General features: G+C 31.6%; 14 protein-coding genes. 12 read left to right on the top strand and 2 right to left on the bottom strand.

Annotated elements, in window-relative coordinates:
- Nucleotides 1-15: 15 nt before the first annotated feature.
- From D1815_RS06310 to D1815_RS06275, 9 genes are all read left to right on the top strand, one after another.
- Entirely contained in the window at nucleotides 16-1,887 is a 1,872-nt protein-coding gene (locus D1815_RS06310) for an ATP-binding protein (protein WP_118386352.1), read from the top strand.
- Between the two features lie 23 nt (nucleotides 1,888-1,910).
- Complete coding sequence (locus D1815_RS06305; RefSeq protein WP_118386351.1) at nucleotides 1,911-3,158, top strand: phospholipase D-like domain-containing protein; 1,248 nt, start codon at nucleotides 1,911-1,913, stop codon at nucleotides 3,156-3,158.
- A 7-nt stretch (nucleotides 3,159-3,165) separates the two neighbouring features.
- Complete coding sequence (locus D1815_RS06300) at nucleotides 3,166-3,834, top strand: GIY-YIG nuclease family protein (RefSeq protein ID WP_199726721.1); 669 nt, start codon at nucleotides 3,166-3,168, stop codon at nucleotides 3,832-3,834.
- Nucleotides 3,835-3,872: 38 nt separating this feature from the next.
- Nucleotides 3,873-4,004 (top strand): DUF4357 domain-containing protein, encoded by a 132-nt coding sequence (locus D1815_RS23895; protein WP_233557516.1) that lies wholly within the window; start codon nucleotides 3,873-3,875, stop codon nucleotides 4,002-4,004.
- On the top strand, nucleotides 4,005-4,562 hold the full coding sequence (locus D1815_RS06295) for a hypothetical protein (protein WP_118386350.1): 558 nt from the start codon (nucleotides 4,005-4,007) through the stop codon (nucleotides 4,560-4,562).
- 9 nt (nucleotides 4,563-4,571) lie between these two features.
- Nucleotides 4,572-5,084, top strand: coding sequence for a hypothetical protein (locus tag D1815_RS06290; RefSeq protein WP_118386349.1), 513 nt, complete (start codon nucleotides 4,572-4,574; stop codon nucleotides 5,082-5,084).
- A 113-nt stretch (nucleotides 5,085-5,197) separates the two neighbouring features.
- A complete protein-coding gene (locus tag D1815_RS06285) occupies nucleotides 5,198-6,466 on the top strand; it encodes a hypothetical protein (protein WP_118386348.1) in 1,269 nt (422 codons plus the stop codon).
- 6 nt (nucleotides 6,467-6,472) lie between these two features.
- The gene (locus tag D1815_RS06280) at nucleotides 6,473-6,886 is read left to right on the top strand and encodes a hypothetical protein (protein ID WP_118386347.1); all 414 of its coding nucleotides are present in this window, start codon (nucleotides 6,473-6,475) and stop codon (nucleotides 6,884-6,886) included.
- A gap of 857 nt (nucleotides 6,887-7,743) precedes the next feature.
- Nucleotides 7,744-8,385 (top strand): SDR family oxidoreductase, encoded by a 642-nt coding sequence (locus tag D1815_RS06275; protein ID WP_118386346.1) that lies wholly within the window; start codon nucleotides 7,744-7,746, stop codon nucleotides 8,383-8,385.
- 251 nt (nucleotides 8,386-8,636) lie between these two features.
- Here the strand turns inward: D1815_RS06275 and D1815_RS06270 are convergent, their stop codons facing one another.
- Together D1815_RS06270 and D1815_RS06265 are read right to left on the bottom strand one after the other, a co-directional pair.
- Nucleotides 8,637-9,719: an adenylate/guanylate cyclase domain-containing protein gene (locus tag D1815_RS06270; protein WP_118386345.1), complete on the bottom strand. Its 1,083-nt coding sequence runs from the start codon at nucleotides 9,717-9,719 to the stop codon at nucleotides 8,637-8,639.
- A gap of 131 nt (nucleotides 9,720-9,850) precedes the next feature.
- Nucleotides 9,851-10,945: an adenylate/guanylate cyclase domain-containing protein gene (locus D1815_RS06265; protein ID WP_027391278.1), complete on the bottom strand. Its 1,095-nt coding sequence runs from the start codon at nucleotides 10,943-10,945 to the stop codon at nucleotides 9,851-9,853.
- Nucleotides 10,946-11,190: 245 nt separating this feature from the next.
- On the opposite strand from D1815_RS06265, the gene D1815_RS06260 reads away from it, so the two are divergent.
- The 3 genes from D1815_RS06260 to D1815_RS06250 all read left to right on the top strand — a co-directional run bounded on the left by D1815_RS06260 (nucleotide 11,191) and on the right by D1815_RS06250 (nucleotide 16,672).
- A complete protein-coding gene (locus tag D1815_RS06260) occupies nucleotides 11,191-12,636 on the top strand; it encodes a glycosyltransferase family 2 protein (protein WP_118386344.1) in 1,446 nt (481 codons plus the stop codon).
- 360 nt (nucleotides 12,637-12,996) lie between these two features.
- The gene (locus tag D1815_RS06255; protein WP_118386343.1) at nucleotides 12,997-15,549 is read left to right on the top strand and encodes a toxin-antitoxin system YwqK family antitoxin; all 2,553 of its coding nucleotides are present in this window, start codon (nucleotides 12,997-12,999) and stop codon (nucleotides 15,547-15,549) included.
- Nucleotides 15,550-15,649: 100 nt separating this feature from the next.
- Nucleotides 15,650-16,672 (top strand): hypothetical protein, encoded by a 1,023-nt coding sequence (locus D1815_RS06250; RefSeq protein ID WP_118386342.1) that lies wholly within the window; start codon nucleotides 15,650-15,652, stop codon nucleotides 16,670-16,672.
- Nucleotides 16,673-16,704 lie beyond the last annotated feature (32 nt).

Raw genomic sequence — 16,704 nt, 5'->3', positions numbered from 1 at the left:
ATTAAATATTACAAAATGCGCTTAAAAGAAATACACATTAAAGGAACGTATAAAAATTTATCAAACTTTAACGTTGCTTTAGATGGCATTAGTTTTTTAGAAGTTTTTGTTGGTAAAAATGGTACAGGAAAATCTAACTTTTTTGAAGCCATTTTAGAAATATTTAAACACTTGTCTGAAGAAGATTATCCAATAACCTTCAACTATGCTATCAACTATGAAATTGATGAGGAAACTATTTACTTAGAATGGAAAGATATTAAATGGATAGATCAAGAAAAACAAGATATTGCGCCTGATAAAACCAAACTACCTGAGAATATTTTAGTGTATTATTCTGGTCATAACAAAACCATAGGGAATCTTTTATATACGTCTAACGAAAAACATAAATCGCTTTTAGATAATAAAAGAAAGAATATAAACCTGCTAAGTGAAGTTACCAGACGTTTTACAGGAATTGACGCCCAATACAAATCTTTATTATTGAGTGCTCTTCTTTTGCAAGAAGACACCAATAAAGCAAAGACTTTCATAAAAGACAAATTAGGTATTGCTTCTATTGGCAATGAAATAAGAATAGATTTTAAAAGACCTGAATACGCAAGCGATAAAGGTAAATTTGAGTTTGATGAATTTGATAATGATAAACGTTTTTGGTCGCCAGAAGGTTATTTTAAATCATTACTAAATCAAATTTGGGAAGTCGGTAAAAACGCAACTCAATTTGACATTAGAAATGAAGGTAAAATAAATGAAGATGAGTATATTCTTTTCAGAGGTTTTACTCATTTTCAAGAATCATTTAACAACTATACTCCACTTGAATTATTTATAGCATTTGACAATTTAAAAACCATTGGTTATTTAGATGATATTAAAATCAATGTTACGCTAACTTCAGGAAAGGAAATTAATATAGACCAATTTAGTGATGGTCAGTTTCAGTCTATTTATATCTATGCACTTACAGAGTTATTTAAAGATAAAAACTGCATTACACTTTTAGACGAACCCGATTCTTTTTTGCATCCAGAATGGCAACATAAATTTTTAAATCAGGTTTATGACATTAGTGATAAATCTGCAAAAACAAATCATGTTTTAATGAGTAGTCATAGTGCTGTGACATTAGTTGGTGACCAAGAAAAAAGAGTAAACCTATTCAGATTTCATGAAAACAATTTAAACTGCCATAAAGTAGGTAAAAACTTTGCTGTTAATCAATTATCAAGTCAGTTATTTAAAGTCAATTATGACAAACAGATATTAAGTATTATGCACACGCATAGTCAAGATAAACCAATCTTATTTACTGAAGGCTTTTCGGACCCTATTGTTTTATATGAAGCTTGGAATAAGTTATACGATATCGAAATCCCTTTTGATATTAGTTTTGGTTTTGGTTGTGAATATCTCAGGAAAATATTGACAAGTGATAAATTTCAATCAGAAATGAATGGAAAACCCATTTTTGGATTGTTCGATTTTGATGAAGCCTATAATCATTGGAATTCTTTAAAAACAGATGGTGTTTTAATAGAAAATGACCCATTTAAAGGAATTTGCAAAAAGGTTACAAATAAAAATTCTTATGCTTTTTTAATACCAATTCCTGAAAAGGATGAAATTAAAAGACAAGTTATAAAAGTTGAAGCAACCAAAGAGACATATAAGCATGAATCAAAAGTAGAAATGGAACATCTTTTTTATTCTGACGATACAAAAGAGAAATTCAATACCAAAAACAGTGTTGGAGGTGCACAGATAATTGAAATAAGTGATTCAGCAAAAATGGAATTTGCACAAGACATTATTCCTGTGTTAGAAAAAGAACATTTTGAAATATTGAAACCTATGTTTGATTTGATTTTAACCAAAGTTTAAGGTATTTATAATGACCACTACTGATGATTATAGAATCAAACATAAAATCAGCATTACAAAAAGAATTAATTGACGCTAAGACTACTTGGGTTGCTTCAGCAATGATAAGTAATTCAGGTTGGAGGTTTCTTCAAAAAAACATCCCTTACTCAAGTACTCAATTTTATTTAGTTGGTATTGATTTATCAACGGACCCTAAGGTGTTTGATTCAATCCGTGAAAATTTAGAAATAAATGCAAGAGTTTATGAAACAAAATATACATTTCATCCAAAGGTATATTTAATACAAAAAAAAGATAATTCTTTTACCGCTTTTATCGGTTCTTCTAATACCACAAATTGGGGTTTGGAAAAGAATGTGGAAATGAATTTTCAAATAAATGATCAAGTAGAGTGTAAAAGATTACTCCATTGGTTTAACGGTCTATATGCTGATGGTTTTTTAATAACACAAAAATTTGTTGAAGACTATAAGTCTAAATTTGTTAAAGCTTCGATCAAAGTAAAAGAAATAGAAAGAGAAGCAGTATCAATCAAAACGACTTTAACTAAAAACAAAGGTCAATTTTTTTCTCAAAATCATCATGAAATCTTTAACGAGAAATACCACCGAATAAATAGTGAAAACCTCCAAATGATTAGAAAAGAGGTAAGCATGAAATTTAAAGAATTACACAATGTTATTTATCCTCAATTTTCAGATTATGGATTAACAGATTTACACTGTCATCATAATGCACGAGAAATTGTTAGTAGGCACTTTTTTAATAAGTTTAGCGGCAATTATGTAAGCGCTATGTGGCTGCATTATGGGAAGTCATTACCCCAATTAGAATCTTACAAGAATACAGATACGTCAATAAATAAACCCAATTCATTTATAAATAACATACGAATGCAAGTAATTATCCATGAAGATAGTTTAGGGATTTGGCTAGTATTGGGGCGCAATAACGGAAGCAAAATTGATAGAGAATGTTTTCGTAAAAGGATGAAAAATACTTCTGCTCAAGAAGAGTTTTTTGAGGCATTTAAAAATCTTGACGATAATTATTGGATTAATATCAATAATCGTGTTTACAATAGAGACATAAAAACTGTAAGCACTTTGTTAAAAGAAATACAAAAAGAAAAAATTGAAGAATACTTCGTTATTGGTTGTGATATAAATAGAAATGATAGTAGGCTTTCAAATAGAAATCTGCCAATAACAGTACTTGAAGGGTTTAAAAAATTATATCCACTATATGATATGATGAAGCACAGATAATAAGCTAATGAATAGACCACAAACCATACAAATATTTTTACCAGATGGTTCTCCTAGCAGTATTAAGGAAGCTGAGATTACCAATCGTTTAGTAAAAGCTATTCTTTTTCCTCGTAATAAATTAAAGGAAGTGGGAGAAAGAGAATTGGTACATTTCACTGGTGTATACTTTTTATTTGGTGCTTCAGAAGAAGAGGCCAAACCAATTGTATATATTGGAGAAGGTGAAGATTGCTATACTCGTATACAGGAACATAACCGTAGCAAAGATTTTTGGACGCATTGTATTATAGTAGCTACTAAAACTAACGAGTATACCAAAACAGATGCTAAGTTTTTAGAGCATTACTGTATTAAACAAGCAGAGATTATTGGGCGATATGCATTAGATAATAATACAGGTTCTAAAAAACCATCGTTGCCAGAAACCCGTGAGTATGATCTGTTAGACAACTTTGATACCTTAAAAGTACTATTGGCAACTTTAGGATACCCCTTATTTGAAGAGAAACGTAAGTTGGAAGGTAAAAAAGAATTGTTTTTTTGCAAGGTCAAAGAAGCATCAGCTCAAGGAGAACTTACAAATGATGGCTTTGTGGTATATCAGGGAGGTATCTGTGTATTAAAAGAATCCGCCAAAGCACAGAGTGGATTATTCGATTACGTAAAAAATTAGTTGATCAAGAAATACTTAAAGAAGAGAATGGTTTATTGGTGTTTCAAAAAGATGAAATTTTTAATTCACCTAGTGCAGCTGCCGTATCTGTCTTAGGCCGACCAGCAAACGGTTGGACTACTTGGAAAGACAAGAATGGTAAAACATTAAATGAATTAAAAAGGAAATAAATGGATAAAAACCACAAAACTGAATTCCAAAAACTCATTGTACAGACATTAGGAGAAAAGTATACACTACATAAAACAGAAGAAAGTTCTAAATATATATTGGGGTTTTGGAAACATGTAGATTATGAAGCAGATGATGATAGAGGTGGACGCATAGGACCTGGACCTGTTGTTTTTATAAAAGCTACTAAGGAGTATAAAATGTTGGGCAGTGGTGATCTTGTATATGGAGACTACTTTGATGAGTTTAAAGAAGAGGATGATAAAGATGGTTATGATGGATGGCAATCCATAGAAGAAATAAAAGAAGGGATTTTAAAAAGAAGATTTGTAAACGAACGAGATATTGTAACAGTAGTTTTTAAAGCTATGGAAGAAATAGGGGAGTTCAAATTTAATTTAAACCATGTAGATCCTAGAAAATCGATGGATACCTATATCTTCATATCAGAATCAAAAGAAGCTAGAAATAAGGTTATTTGGTTTTTAGAGTATATTGGTATTCCATACGATATAAAAGAAACTACTAATATCATTTTTGATAGAGAAATTAAATAAGTTTGTAATATGTCAAACAACCAAACCCTTACCATACTAATTATCCTAGGAATTCTCATGAGTCTTACCAGTGTGTTTTTATTGAATTTCACTAGTGTTGCTAATAGTGATTTTCTACTTACTATAGGTATATGGTTAATTGAAATGGGTGGGATGTTTTTATTGCTACACAATGGTACTTTTATTAAAACTGTGTACTCACGCATAGTGATGGGGATGTTTGTTTTGATTTTAGTAGGTACTGTTTTTAAAATTATGCATTGGCCTTTTAACAATATGATTATTATAGTTGGATGTGTTGGTATTGTTTGTGTTTATGTCTTACATTTCACTAAAAAACCGATCAAAAAGCGATTGGATTATTTAAAACTAGCATGGGTAGTACTATTATATATTGGAGCTATACTAAAGTTATATCATTTAATATTTGGAGATTATAGGATTCTTACTGTAGTACTAATGATACTGGCACTTATGGATTATATGTTGCCTAAGATTAAAAATAAGACATTGTTTGATTAGGCATATTCTGTATTAAAATTTTAACACTTGTTTAATCTCCTTATTATAAATAGTATCTTTGTTAGGTAACAAGATGATCCATAACAACTTCTTGCCCCAAAAAAGCGAATTAGATGAAGCCTATATTGTCCTTTTATGTACTGCTGCTATACGCATTGGTAGCTACCTCGCAAGAAATCAAAACATTGGTTCCTTCTGTAGAACTTTTAGAATTCAGTAAAGAAGGTGAGCAGGAGTTTAATAGAAATTGGAAAGCTTGCGAAGTTATCTGGGAAAAGATGCAAAATGGTATCGAGTATAAAGACCTTACTGCTCAGGAACAACAAGATTTAGAGAAGGTAAGTGAGGTGCATAGCGATTATTGGCAAGTAGGTACTGATGGGTGCAGTTGGTATTGTGGTGCTAGTATTGCTAAGGTTTCTGCTTCTTCTTATTTAAAGACACAAGGGAAAACATCATATATTCCCGAAAATTCTCATGATTTTGATTATAAAAATGCTTGGGTAGAGGGAGTTGAAGGATATGGAGTTGGTGAGTTTTTAGAATTTAGTTTTCCTCAGGAAAATCCTAGAATTACTAAAATTAGTATAGTAAACGGATATGTAAAAAGCGAAAAAGCTTGGAAAGCAAATAGTAGAGTTAAAAAACTAAAAATGTATATAGATGATAAACCGTATGCTATTTTAGACTTAAAAGATCAAAGAGCAACTAATCATTTTACGGTTGATCCAATTGGTAACGATGATCGCGATAATTATGATGAACTTTCCAAGTTACCGGATTGGACTATCAAGTTTGAAATTCTAGAAGTGTATCCAGGGGAATCATATGATGATACCGTGATTTCAGAAATCTATTTTGATGGGATCGATGTACATTGCTTTGCTGCTGGGACTATGATCACCATGGCTAATGCTACACAAAAACCAATTGAGTTGGTAAAAGTAGGTGATCAGGTAGTATCTTATCATAAACAAACAAAAACCTATATCACTACTATTGTAGAAGAAGTAGCTAGCCCAATACACAACAACCTAGTTACCATTACTTTTGATGACCAATCAACGATAACATGTACCAATGACCATCCTCTATTACGAGCCAATGGAGATTGGGTTTCTTATAATCCTTCGAAAACAATAAAAGACTATGATTATAACCGGGTTTATCAACTAAAAGTAGGAGATGTTCTACAAGGAAATGATATACAACGAACCGTCACATCTATTAAAGCAATTGAAGCAGCGCAGCCTACATATACCATAGTACGCTTAGATAAAGGAACTACTTTTATTGCGAATAATATTATGGCAGGAACAGAACCATTGAAGAAGATAAAAAAATGTGATGTTCATAAATCAAATTGTAAAGTAGTAAAGTAAATAGATATGATCATATACCTTAGTATCATAGAAATTGCATTAGTTGTGTATACTTTTTACGAAGGGTATAGATATTTCAGTTTTAAATATTTATCACTTACTATTGATGCTACTGTAATTTTATGTCAGGCCGATAAGGCTTTTCAAACAGTTACTTCAAGATTTTTAAAAGGAACAAGACAGGTAATGAAAGTAGGACTTTCCTATAAAATAGATGGAAAAAGCTATTCTGAGATTCAAAAAGTTCCATATAATCCTGAGATAAACCTTGGCAGTACAATACCATTAAAGATTCTAAAGAATAATCCTAATGTTTGCAGCCTACATAAGGATATTATTCGTTTAAGAAGATTAATGTTAGCATTGATATTCTTGATATTTTGGTCTGTATTGTCCTATGTTATCCTGAAAACTTCTTAAAGATCTTATACTTATATGTTCTTAAAACTATGGTAATCTTTATTACAGTATGGGCGTTCATAAATTAACTTCTCATTAACAAAAATGATCTAAGAATACTCAAAACCTACTACCATTACCAGGGAGTGGGTACATATATAAGTAGGCATATCGAGATGAGTATTTCGCTTAGGGGATTTATCATAGTAGGTGCTAGTAAGCCAAAGCTTTGCATGGGTTAGTTCTAGTAAAAGGTAAGGGTACTTCTAACGGAAGCATGGCTAGGTGTAAAGAGAAGTAACTCTTGTGTCAGAAGGAAGTATCACTTCTGTTTAACACAGGAACTTCCTATATCAGAACTAGAATGAGAGTAGTACATAAATAGGAGTGAGGCACCTCTGAAGTACCCCTAAAAAAACAAAAAATGTTAAATTTTTATTATAGTATTAGGTGACTGAGGCTCTCGAAGTCACCGGGCTTCGACTCCGCGGTTGTTGAGTTTGTCGGACTTCGACTCCGCTCAGCCCTCGGCTGGTTACATTCTCGAACCCTGAGCGGAGTCGAAGGGTGATTACTGTCGGACTTCGACTCCATGATTACTGAGCCTGCCGAAGTACAGCCCTCTGATGTTCGAACCCTGAGGCTCTCGAAGGGTGATTATTACGGGCTTCGGCTTCGCTCAGCCCTCGGCTGGGCTGCTTACATTCTCGAACCCTGAGCGTAGTCGAAGGGTGATTACTGCGGGTTTCGATTATTCCAGAATCAGTATAAATTTTAATTACTTGCTGCTATTAAGAACTTTTTATAACTATCCGTTAAACCCTAGTTAAATCAGCCTGTTTGCTTGTTTTTGGCGTTCTTGAATATTATATTAAGATATGGAAAAAATATTAGTAGTAGGTGCCACAGGTACCACAGGAAATAAAGTCATTAATGAATTAAATAACCAAGAAAATTTTGAACCAGTTGCAATGGTTCGAAAAAAAGAGCAGCAACTAAAGTTTGAAAAACAAGGCATACAAACCGTATTAGCCGACTTAGCCGAAGATGTTACTCACGTAACTAAAGGTATAGATAAAGTAATTTTTGCAGCAGGATCAAAAGGAAAAGCATTAGAAACTGTAGATCGTAAAGGAGCGATGAAAATTGTTGACGCTTCTAAAAAACATAAAGTTCATAAACTCGTTATGTTAAGTTCTATAGGAGCAGACGCTCCACAGCAGTCTGATAAATTACAAGATTATCTACAGGCTAAAAATGATGCTGATGAATATCTGGCCAATAGCGGTTTAGATTTTACGATTGTTAGACCTGGTACACTGAATGATGAAGTACCAACGGGAAAAATACGATTAGCAACAAGTTTAGATAATAAAAAAGGTTCTATACCAAGAGGAGATGTTGCCAAGGTATTAGTACAGAGTTTAGAAGATACTATTGCTAGAAGAGAAGTTTTCGAAATACTCAATGGAGAACAACAGATTGACAAAGCTTTAGATACAGTAGCTAGTATTCGATAATTGAATATTAACTATTTGTTGGTAAGCATCCCATTAAACGATTATACGTTTAATGGGATGTTTTTTATTCTCGAACCCTGAGCGTAGTCGAAGGGTGATTACTACGGGTTTTCGGCTTCGCGGCTGCTGAGTTTACCGAAGTACAGCCCTCGGATGTTCGAAGGGTGGTCCAATAAAAAACAAAAAAAGCCGAAGCTTACAACACACGGTAAGCTTCGGCTTGCTCGGATTTTCCCCAAAACCCTCGCTATTTATACCCTCGCTATGGTATGAATGTTTACTTCTTCTTGCTTGCCTTTTAATAATACACTTCCTAAAAATTGACAAGTTAAATTGGCATTGATCTTAAGATCTTGAATCAGTTTATCAGAGATTAATAATGGTACTTTATAAGCATTACATTGGCCTTGTATCCTTGCAGATGTATTGATAACATCTCCGTGATAGGCTATTTCTTTTTTTACAATTCCTACTTCGGTTACCATGAGTTTACCACCGTGTAATCCTGCTTTAAACTCTGGTACAACGCCATATTTTTTGAGATAATATTCTGATTTCGCCTGTTTTCGTTGTTGGAAGGCAAAAAATAAATTAACACAGTTGTTATCTGCTAACCCTCTTTTATAGGGCCAACTTAGCACTACTTCATCTCCCACATATTGATAGATTTCGGCGTTGTGTTTAGGAACTACTTTATTTAGGTCATAAAAACAATCTTGTATCAATTGGCTGTATTTAAAATGCCCTAATTTTTCTGCTATTGTGGTAGAGTCCTTTAGATCAAGAAACATAAATATACGTTTCTCTTCTTGTGGGTTTTTATATTTTCCTAAAAGCATTTTTATAAAAACTCCTTTTCCGAATTTTTCGTTGGCTATTTTGATAAAAGAGAAGACAAAAGAGGATAAAACAATATACAGAATAACCGCCCAAAACGATTTATTAAAAGAACACCAACCGGTATGTTGACCAGCGTGTGTACCTGTAAGTGTTGCGAAAATATCTGTAATCACCATAAATACAGTAAGCGTTACTATAAAATGTAATAATGTTCTTAAAATGATATCCTTAGTAAGTGATATTCTATTATTTGTATAGGCATCAAAAATGAAATCCACAGTTGCATATAAAAGCCCAATCATACTACCAATATTAATGAGTTTTACAAAATAATAAAGTGTTCCCAGTGTACCTTCATAGTTTTTGATCACTGCAAGACCTTCTTCTGAATCAATTCCATAATATCTGAATATTGAATATAGTACCATAGCTATTGTCCAAAAAAGTACAGACTGCTTCAGAAGCTGCGAGTATTGTTTTAATGTATGATTCATAACAGGTATAGTTTACGTGATTTTTGTTTTCTATACCTAAAACACATATGTACGAATTCACCCTACCTTTTTTTCGGTTATTAGAAGAAAAAAGATTTCAAATTGGTTTTAAAACACTCTTTTTTAGGTGCTTAATTAGGTTGTAGGTTTTTGCTAATCGTGTGGATATTGACTTCTTTTTGTTTTCCTTTTAATAAAACACTCCCTAAGAATGTAGTAGATAAGCTAGAATTAATGCTTAGATCTTGTAATAACTCTTCAGAAATAAGAAGCTTCACTTTATGATTATTACATTCTGCCTGTATCCGAGCTGATGTATTAATTACATCCCCATGATAGGCTATTTCTTTTTTGATTACTCCTACTTCTGTAACCATGAGTTTACCGCCGTGTAATCCAGCTTTAAATTCTGGAATTACACCGTACTTTTCTTCATAGTAGTCAGCTTTACTTTGTTTTTTTTGTTGAAATGCAAAAAATAGGGATACACAATTATTATTTGCTAATCCTTTTTTATAGGGCCAGCTCAATACTGCTTCATCCCCTACATATTGGTATATTTCTGCTTCATGTTTAGGAACAACAGTGTTTAGATCATAAAAACAATCTTGTATAAACTGACTGTATTTAAAATGCCCTAATTTTTCTGCGATAGTGGTAGAATCTTTAAGATCCAGAAACATAAAAATGCGCTTCTCTTCTTGTGGGTTCTTATATTTACCTAGAAGCATCTTTATGAAAACACCTCTACCAAATTTTTCAGTTGCAATCTTTATAAATGAAAAAACAAAAGACACCATCACTATATAAAGTATAGTAGCCCAAAATGATTTGTTTTCTTTCCACCAACCTCTATCGGTGTCTAAATTAAGATTATAGATGTCTGAAAAAATATCCATAATAATCGTAAATATGATAACGGTAGTAATAAAGTAAAATAAGGTCCTAACGATTAGGTTATATACCAATGATATTTTATTAGAAGTATATTTATCAAATATCAGATCGATGGTAGCATATACAATTCCGATTAGCATTCCAATACTAGAAAAACCCATTAATGCACGTATTGTACCTGTATACCCTCGATATTCTGGAATCATATAGATACCCTCTTCCTCATCAATACCATAATATCTAAATATAGAAAAGAATCCCATGGCTAAGGACCAAAAGAGAACGGATTGCCATAATAAACGCAGGTATTTTTTGATATTTCTGTTCATTTACAAAACAAATGAGATTAGAGAATACTCTAACAAAAATAACTAAATCTTATAAGGCATCCTATAATGAATATAAGGAAGTGAAATCTGAGATAAAATTGTAGAAAATAATGTGGTAAAAATACACAACTGTGTAAGATATACACACTTTTGTTTTTTGGTATTATTCTTAAACCACTGTGATTCAGTAGTGTTTGTGAATGGTATCAATTTTGGTTTTCCAGAGTGGTAACAAAAAAAACATTATGGAGATATCAAGAACAATAGAAATGACAGAAACACCGATAGTGGGAAACTCATTCGGTAATCGAATGAAGAATATGGTCTTAAACGGATCTTCTTCGTTTGTATTGCTAATCACTTTTTTATTATTATTTGGTGCTACATCGTTATTCTATTTTTTACACCCTTATTTTGAACAAATTCGTTTAGAAAGAATGAATACTGTTTGGGGAATAAGTTTAATGATAGCTGGTATTTCTTTGTTATTGATTAAAGTAAGTTTTCTTGGTTATATATTATATCTGTATCTACGCTATCAAACAACTGATACTGTATCTGATAAAGAATTACCATTATGTACTGTAATTGTTCCTGCGTATAATGAAGGAGAATTGGTATATAAAACACTTCATAGTTTAGCTAAAAGTGATTATCCTATCGAAAAATTACAGATTATTTCTATTGATGATGGTAGCCAAGATGATACTTGGGATTGGATGAAAAAAGCAAAAAATGAATTAGGAAACAGAGTTTCTATATACCAGCAACCAGAGAACAGAGGAAAAAGACATGCATTGTACAGAGGATTCAATTTAGGAATGGGAGATGTTTTTATTACAGTTGATAGTGATTCTATTGTAAAAGAGGATACGCTTCGTGTAATGGCTTCGCCTTTTGTTACTAATGAATCTTGCGGGGCAGTAGCTGGTAATGTAAAAGTATTAAATAGCGACAAAGCGTTAATCCCAAGAATGCTTAATGTAAGCTTTGCATTTAGTTTTGAGTTTATACGTTCTGCACAGAGTGCTATTGGATCTGTATTATGTACTCCAGGAGCTTTATCTGCGTATCGCAGAGAAGCAGTTATGAACTGTAGAGCAGAATGGATTACTCAGACTTTTATGGGACAAGTCTCTAAAATAGGAGAAGATCGAGCAATGACTAATATGATTCTAAAACAAGGATATAATGTATTGTTTCAGAGAAAAGCATATGTGTATACGAATACTCCAGAACGTTATAAGAATTTATATAAGATGTTTATCCGATGGGAGCGTAGTAATATTAGAGAGAATATTGCTATGAGTAAATTTGCCTTTAGTAATTTTAGAGAAGGATCGAAAGCTGGTACCAGAGTTTTATTATTAAACCAATGGTTAAAAATGGTAATGGCGTATCCTGCGACTTTATTAATGGTATTTTTTATAGCTACGTATCCAGTTTTATTTTTTAGTTCTACACTAGTAAGTATCCTAATATTTTCGAGTATTCAAGCGTTCTTTTATGCTAAAAAACATAGTCTATCAGAATCTTTATGGGCGTATCCATATAGTTTATTCTATGCATTTACTTTGTTCTGGATTACACCATATGCTATAGCAACTGCCGGAAGAGGTGGATGGCTTACTCGTGACTTATCTAAGAAAGAATTAGAAAAACAACAACAGATAGTTCCTGCAGCTTCTTAACAATATTAATTACCCATTTTATTTCAATTGACCAACCATTTTATTTCCATCAAGGGTCTGAGAATTTTAACCCAAAGAAATTTACAGACCCTGAGGAGATATATTAGGTATAGGATTTAATGGATTATTAGAAAAGTAACTACACAAACTCAACTACACTTTTTTTGCTTATCAATTTAAACTATGATAATCAACCTACCAAAAAGCTCCTCTTCCCCCAATTAGAGGAGCTTTTGCTATTAAAGATATAGTGATTTCTTTTTTCAGGGTTTACAATATCCTTGTTTTCAGGGGTAGTTATTGTATCTGTGATGTTTACTTTTACGTCAATAAATCGAAAGAAAAATAAGCAATTAGAGTATGAGTATTGGTAAGAAGAATATTGTATTGGTTAGTATTATTTATGTAATCTTATGTACTATAGGTTTTAAGGCTTTTGGACAGAATGATACAATTTGGTATGATAAAAATTGGAGGCTATCAATTAAAGATGATGCAGCTTTTTATCGTCCACCTGTTTCTAAGAAAGGAGAATTATATCTAGTACAGGATTATTATATAAATGGCTCTTTGCAAATGGAAGGTACATCCTCTAATGCTGCTAAGGATTTTTGGGAAGGTGTGGTAACTTGGTACGATATAAACGGAAAAGTAATACAATCTTTTACTTATGAAAATAACCGTTTAGAAGGTGATTTCATTACTTATTACAAAGATAAAAAGCTTATTGCTCAATACAAGAATGGACGTTTTGTTTCTGGAGAAGCAAATTTTAATAATGGAACTTCGCAAACCTATATCGTACAGCGTGATAGTATTATGAAAGAAGTTATCTATGATACCGATATAAATGGCGTTAGGTACGAATATTTTAAAAAAAATACGGGAACCTATGTAGATGCCTATGAAACTAAATTCTACGACAATGAAGGCAAGTATATAGGAACTTCTACAAGAGATAAGACAACTGGAAGTTATGAGGGAATATTTGTTACGTATTATAGAAATCCATTTAGAGTAAAAGAAGTTAGAGATTATAAATACAAAAATGGTAGGGTAATGGCTACGTATTATCCTAATGGTGTACTAAGGAATCGTTTTATAGAAGAACCGAAACAAAAAATAGAATATTTTGATAAACAAGGAAATCTATTAAATAGTGTAGGAATTGAAAACCCTAATAAAAGCTGGAGTTTTATAAATGGAAAACGTATGCAGTTTTATTCGAATTACATTCCAGAAGAAATGCATCTTATAGAATATATAGAAGAGTTCAATGAAGTAGGTGATGTGGTCTATATGGAACGTTTTCATAAAAATCAGAAGATAAAGGCGAAGATTTATTTCGAGAATAAAAATAAAAAGGAAGAGATTAATTACGATGAGCAAGGAAAACAATCCAGTAGGCTTACTTATAAAGGGTATAAACCATATCAAGGGACATTAATAGAAAAAGGTAGATCTGTTATATATGACCAAGGAGTTTTAGTAAAAGAGACTAATTATTATCCAGAGACAAATGTTCCGTTCAGTATTTTTCAGAATAGTAAAGCTACTTTTTATGATAAAAATGGATTAGAATTGGGGCATGTGACGTCTAACTCTGATGAATATATGAGTGAAGAAGATGGTACTAGATATAGAATTGATTATAAAGGAAGAATTAATTATGTATCTAAATATTCGGACGGGAATAAAACTTCTGAGAAGACTTATCGATACTTTGATAAAGATACTAGTAAGGTTGGAATCATAGAATATTTTTATGATGGTTATAAAACGTTAAAGGAAGTAACGTTTTATCACGATACGCAAAGAAAACGTTCTGTATTACTTTATAAAAAAGGAAGCAAAGCAAAGGAAATCTTCTATGATCCATCAGGTAATGAGATAGCTACTTATGATCATCAATTAAAGCAAGGAATCTTGTATAAGTATTTTAGTAATACAGATGTGGTAGAGGAATATAAGGAGATGGATAATGGTACATTAGTAAAAAGTAAAAAATATAAGAAACGCTACATGTCTAATGCTAGTAAAGAATATGAATATGTATTAATAGAAGATATAGATATAAATACAAAAGCAGTTTTTTATAAAGAAAGTGGAGAAGTGATTGCAGAGCTGTTATTTAAAGATAAAAAACCATACGAAGGAGTTGCCTACAACCATGTTAATAATTCTTATTTGACCTATAAAAATGCTAAAAAGAATGGAGTGTATAAACGAATGAATTATTCCAATAAATTAATAGAAGAAGGGTATTATATAAATGATAAAAAAGAAGGATCATTCATTAACTATGATTATAAGGGAAATAAATTGTTTGTAAAAAAATACAAAAATGATAGATTAGAAGGAGAAACCGTTTATTATAATGATGAGGGTAAGGTAGTTAGCACACTGATATATAAAAATGGTAGCCCGTATCAAGGTAAAGAAATATTTGGAGGAGAAGAAGTATGGTACGAAAAAGGAGCAATTGTTAAAAAAGAAAAAACAACCGAAAGACAAGTAATAGTTACCAATTACATTTCTGAAAATAATCAAAATGTAGTGGTGTACAGTGCTAATAGAAAAAATAAAGAATATACATATGCAATAAAGGATTATAAACTAGATGGTAAAGTCATCAGGTATGATCTTAATGATAAGGTACTTCATACCGCTATCTTTGATAATGGAGTGATGAAATCAGGAGAGATTTTGATTAAAGAAAACTCTTATAATTTGCGCATATATGAAAAGATATTTATGAAGTTGGATCAAGATGTTTTATCAATAAAATGTTTTGATAAAGAAAAGAATATTGTGTTAGAAATTACGGAAAAAGCTAACAGCTATAAAGAGTTTCCCAATGCAGTAAAACTAGGTTTAAACCTCGGGTATCTGGGTCCGAATGTTCTTTTTTAGTACAAAACTGGAATAGGTTTTTATAAAGTAATTATAGTATATTACCAGCCAATAGAATTTAGATCACAGAATGAATATAAAAGTGTTATTAATTTTCCTAATGATTTCTATAGTCGCTTTAGGACAAAAAAAAGAATGCGATCAGTTTAGAGAAGGTTATTTTAAAATTGAAGATTCCATAACGGGAGTTTCTTTACTCCATAGATTCGGAAATAAACAAAAAGAGTATAATTCTATTTCTAAAATGAAACTCGAACTTTCTGTAGAATGGTCAGCGTGTGGTTATAAGTTAAGATTAGATAAAATAGTTGATAATCCTTATGATATTGATTTAGATACACAATTTTCTATTGATGTCGCAATGTTAGAAACTACAGAAAACTCATATCTTCAAAAGAGTACATCTCCATTTTCTGATATGGTTATACAGACTAGTGTACAACGTATTACCGAAGAAGAATATCATGAAATTTTAACACAACAAAAAAAGATCGATAGGAGTCTTAGTATTGATGATCCCACTTTTAAAAAAGAAGTAGCCGAAAGTATGTGCAATTGCTTTTCAGAAGAGGATAAGACAAATATTGATCAAAGCTTTTTTGCCAATTGTGTTGCTAAAAGTATATTAAATCATCAAGAACAATTAATCTCGATAGCATTACAAGATACTACAGGAACTGATCCGGAGATTTTAGGAAGACGTCTTGGAGAAGAACTTGTACTAACTGTACAAAAAGATTTAATTTATGATTGTGATGAGTATTTTAATTTTTTAGACGGAATAAAAAAAGAAGGTGAGAACAAGAGGTTTGCAAAGGCAAATCAAAAAATAACGGATTCTCTTTCTTATTTAATTGAAGATAATCAAGAATTATCATTGTATAGGAGTAGAGCCGAAAATTATCTAGGGCTTAGAGATTATGAAAATGCAGAAAAGGATATAGACGCTTGTTTTGTTTTTGATCCTACCGATATACAGGCTAAAATGTTGTATGCATTAGTTTTAGAAGGGAAAGAAGAATATGAGAAGGCTGCTGATCAGTATATGGAGATTTCTGAAATAACGGGTAATAAATTTTTACCTATTATCGCAGAATTAACTAAAAGAAAGGCTAAAATGTAATTGTTTTTCCATCCATTGATTAAACATAAATT

It is taken from the genome of Aquimarina sp. AD1 (genome assembly GCF_003443695.1).
GTDB lineage: Bacteria > Bacteroidota > Bacteroidia > Flavobacteriales > Flavobacteriaceae > Aquimarina > Aquimarina latercula.
The sequence above is the reverse complement of the archived record's forward strand: the minus strand, read 5'-3'. Positions and strand labels throughout refer to the sequence as shown.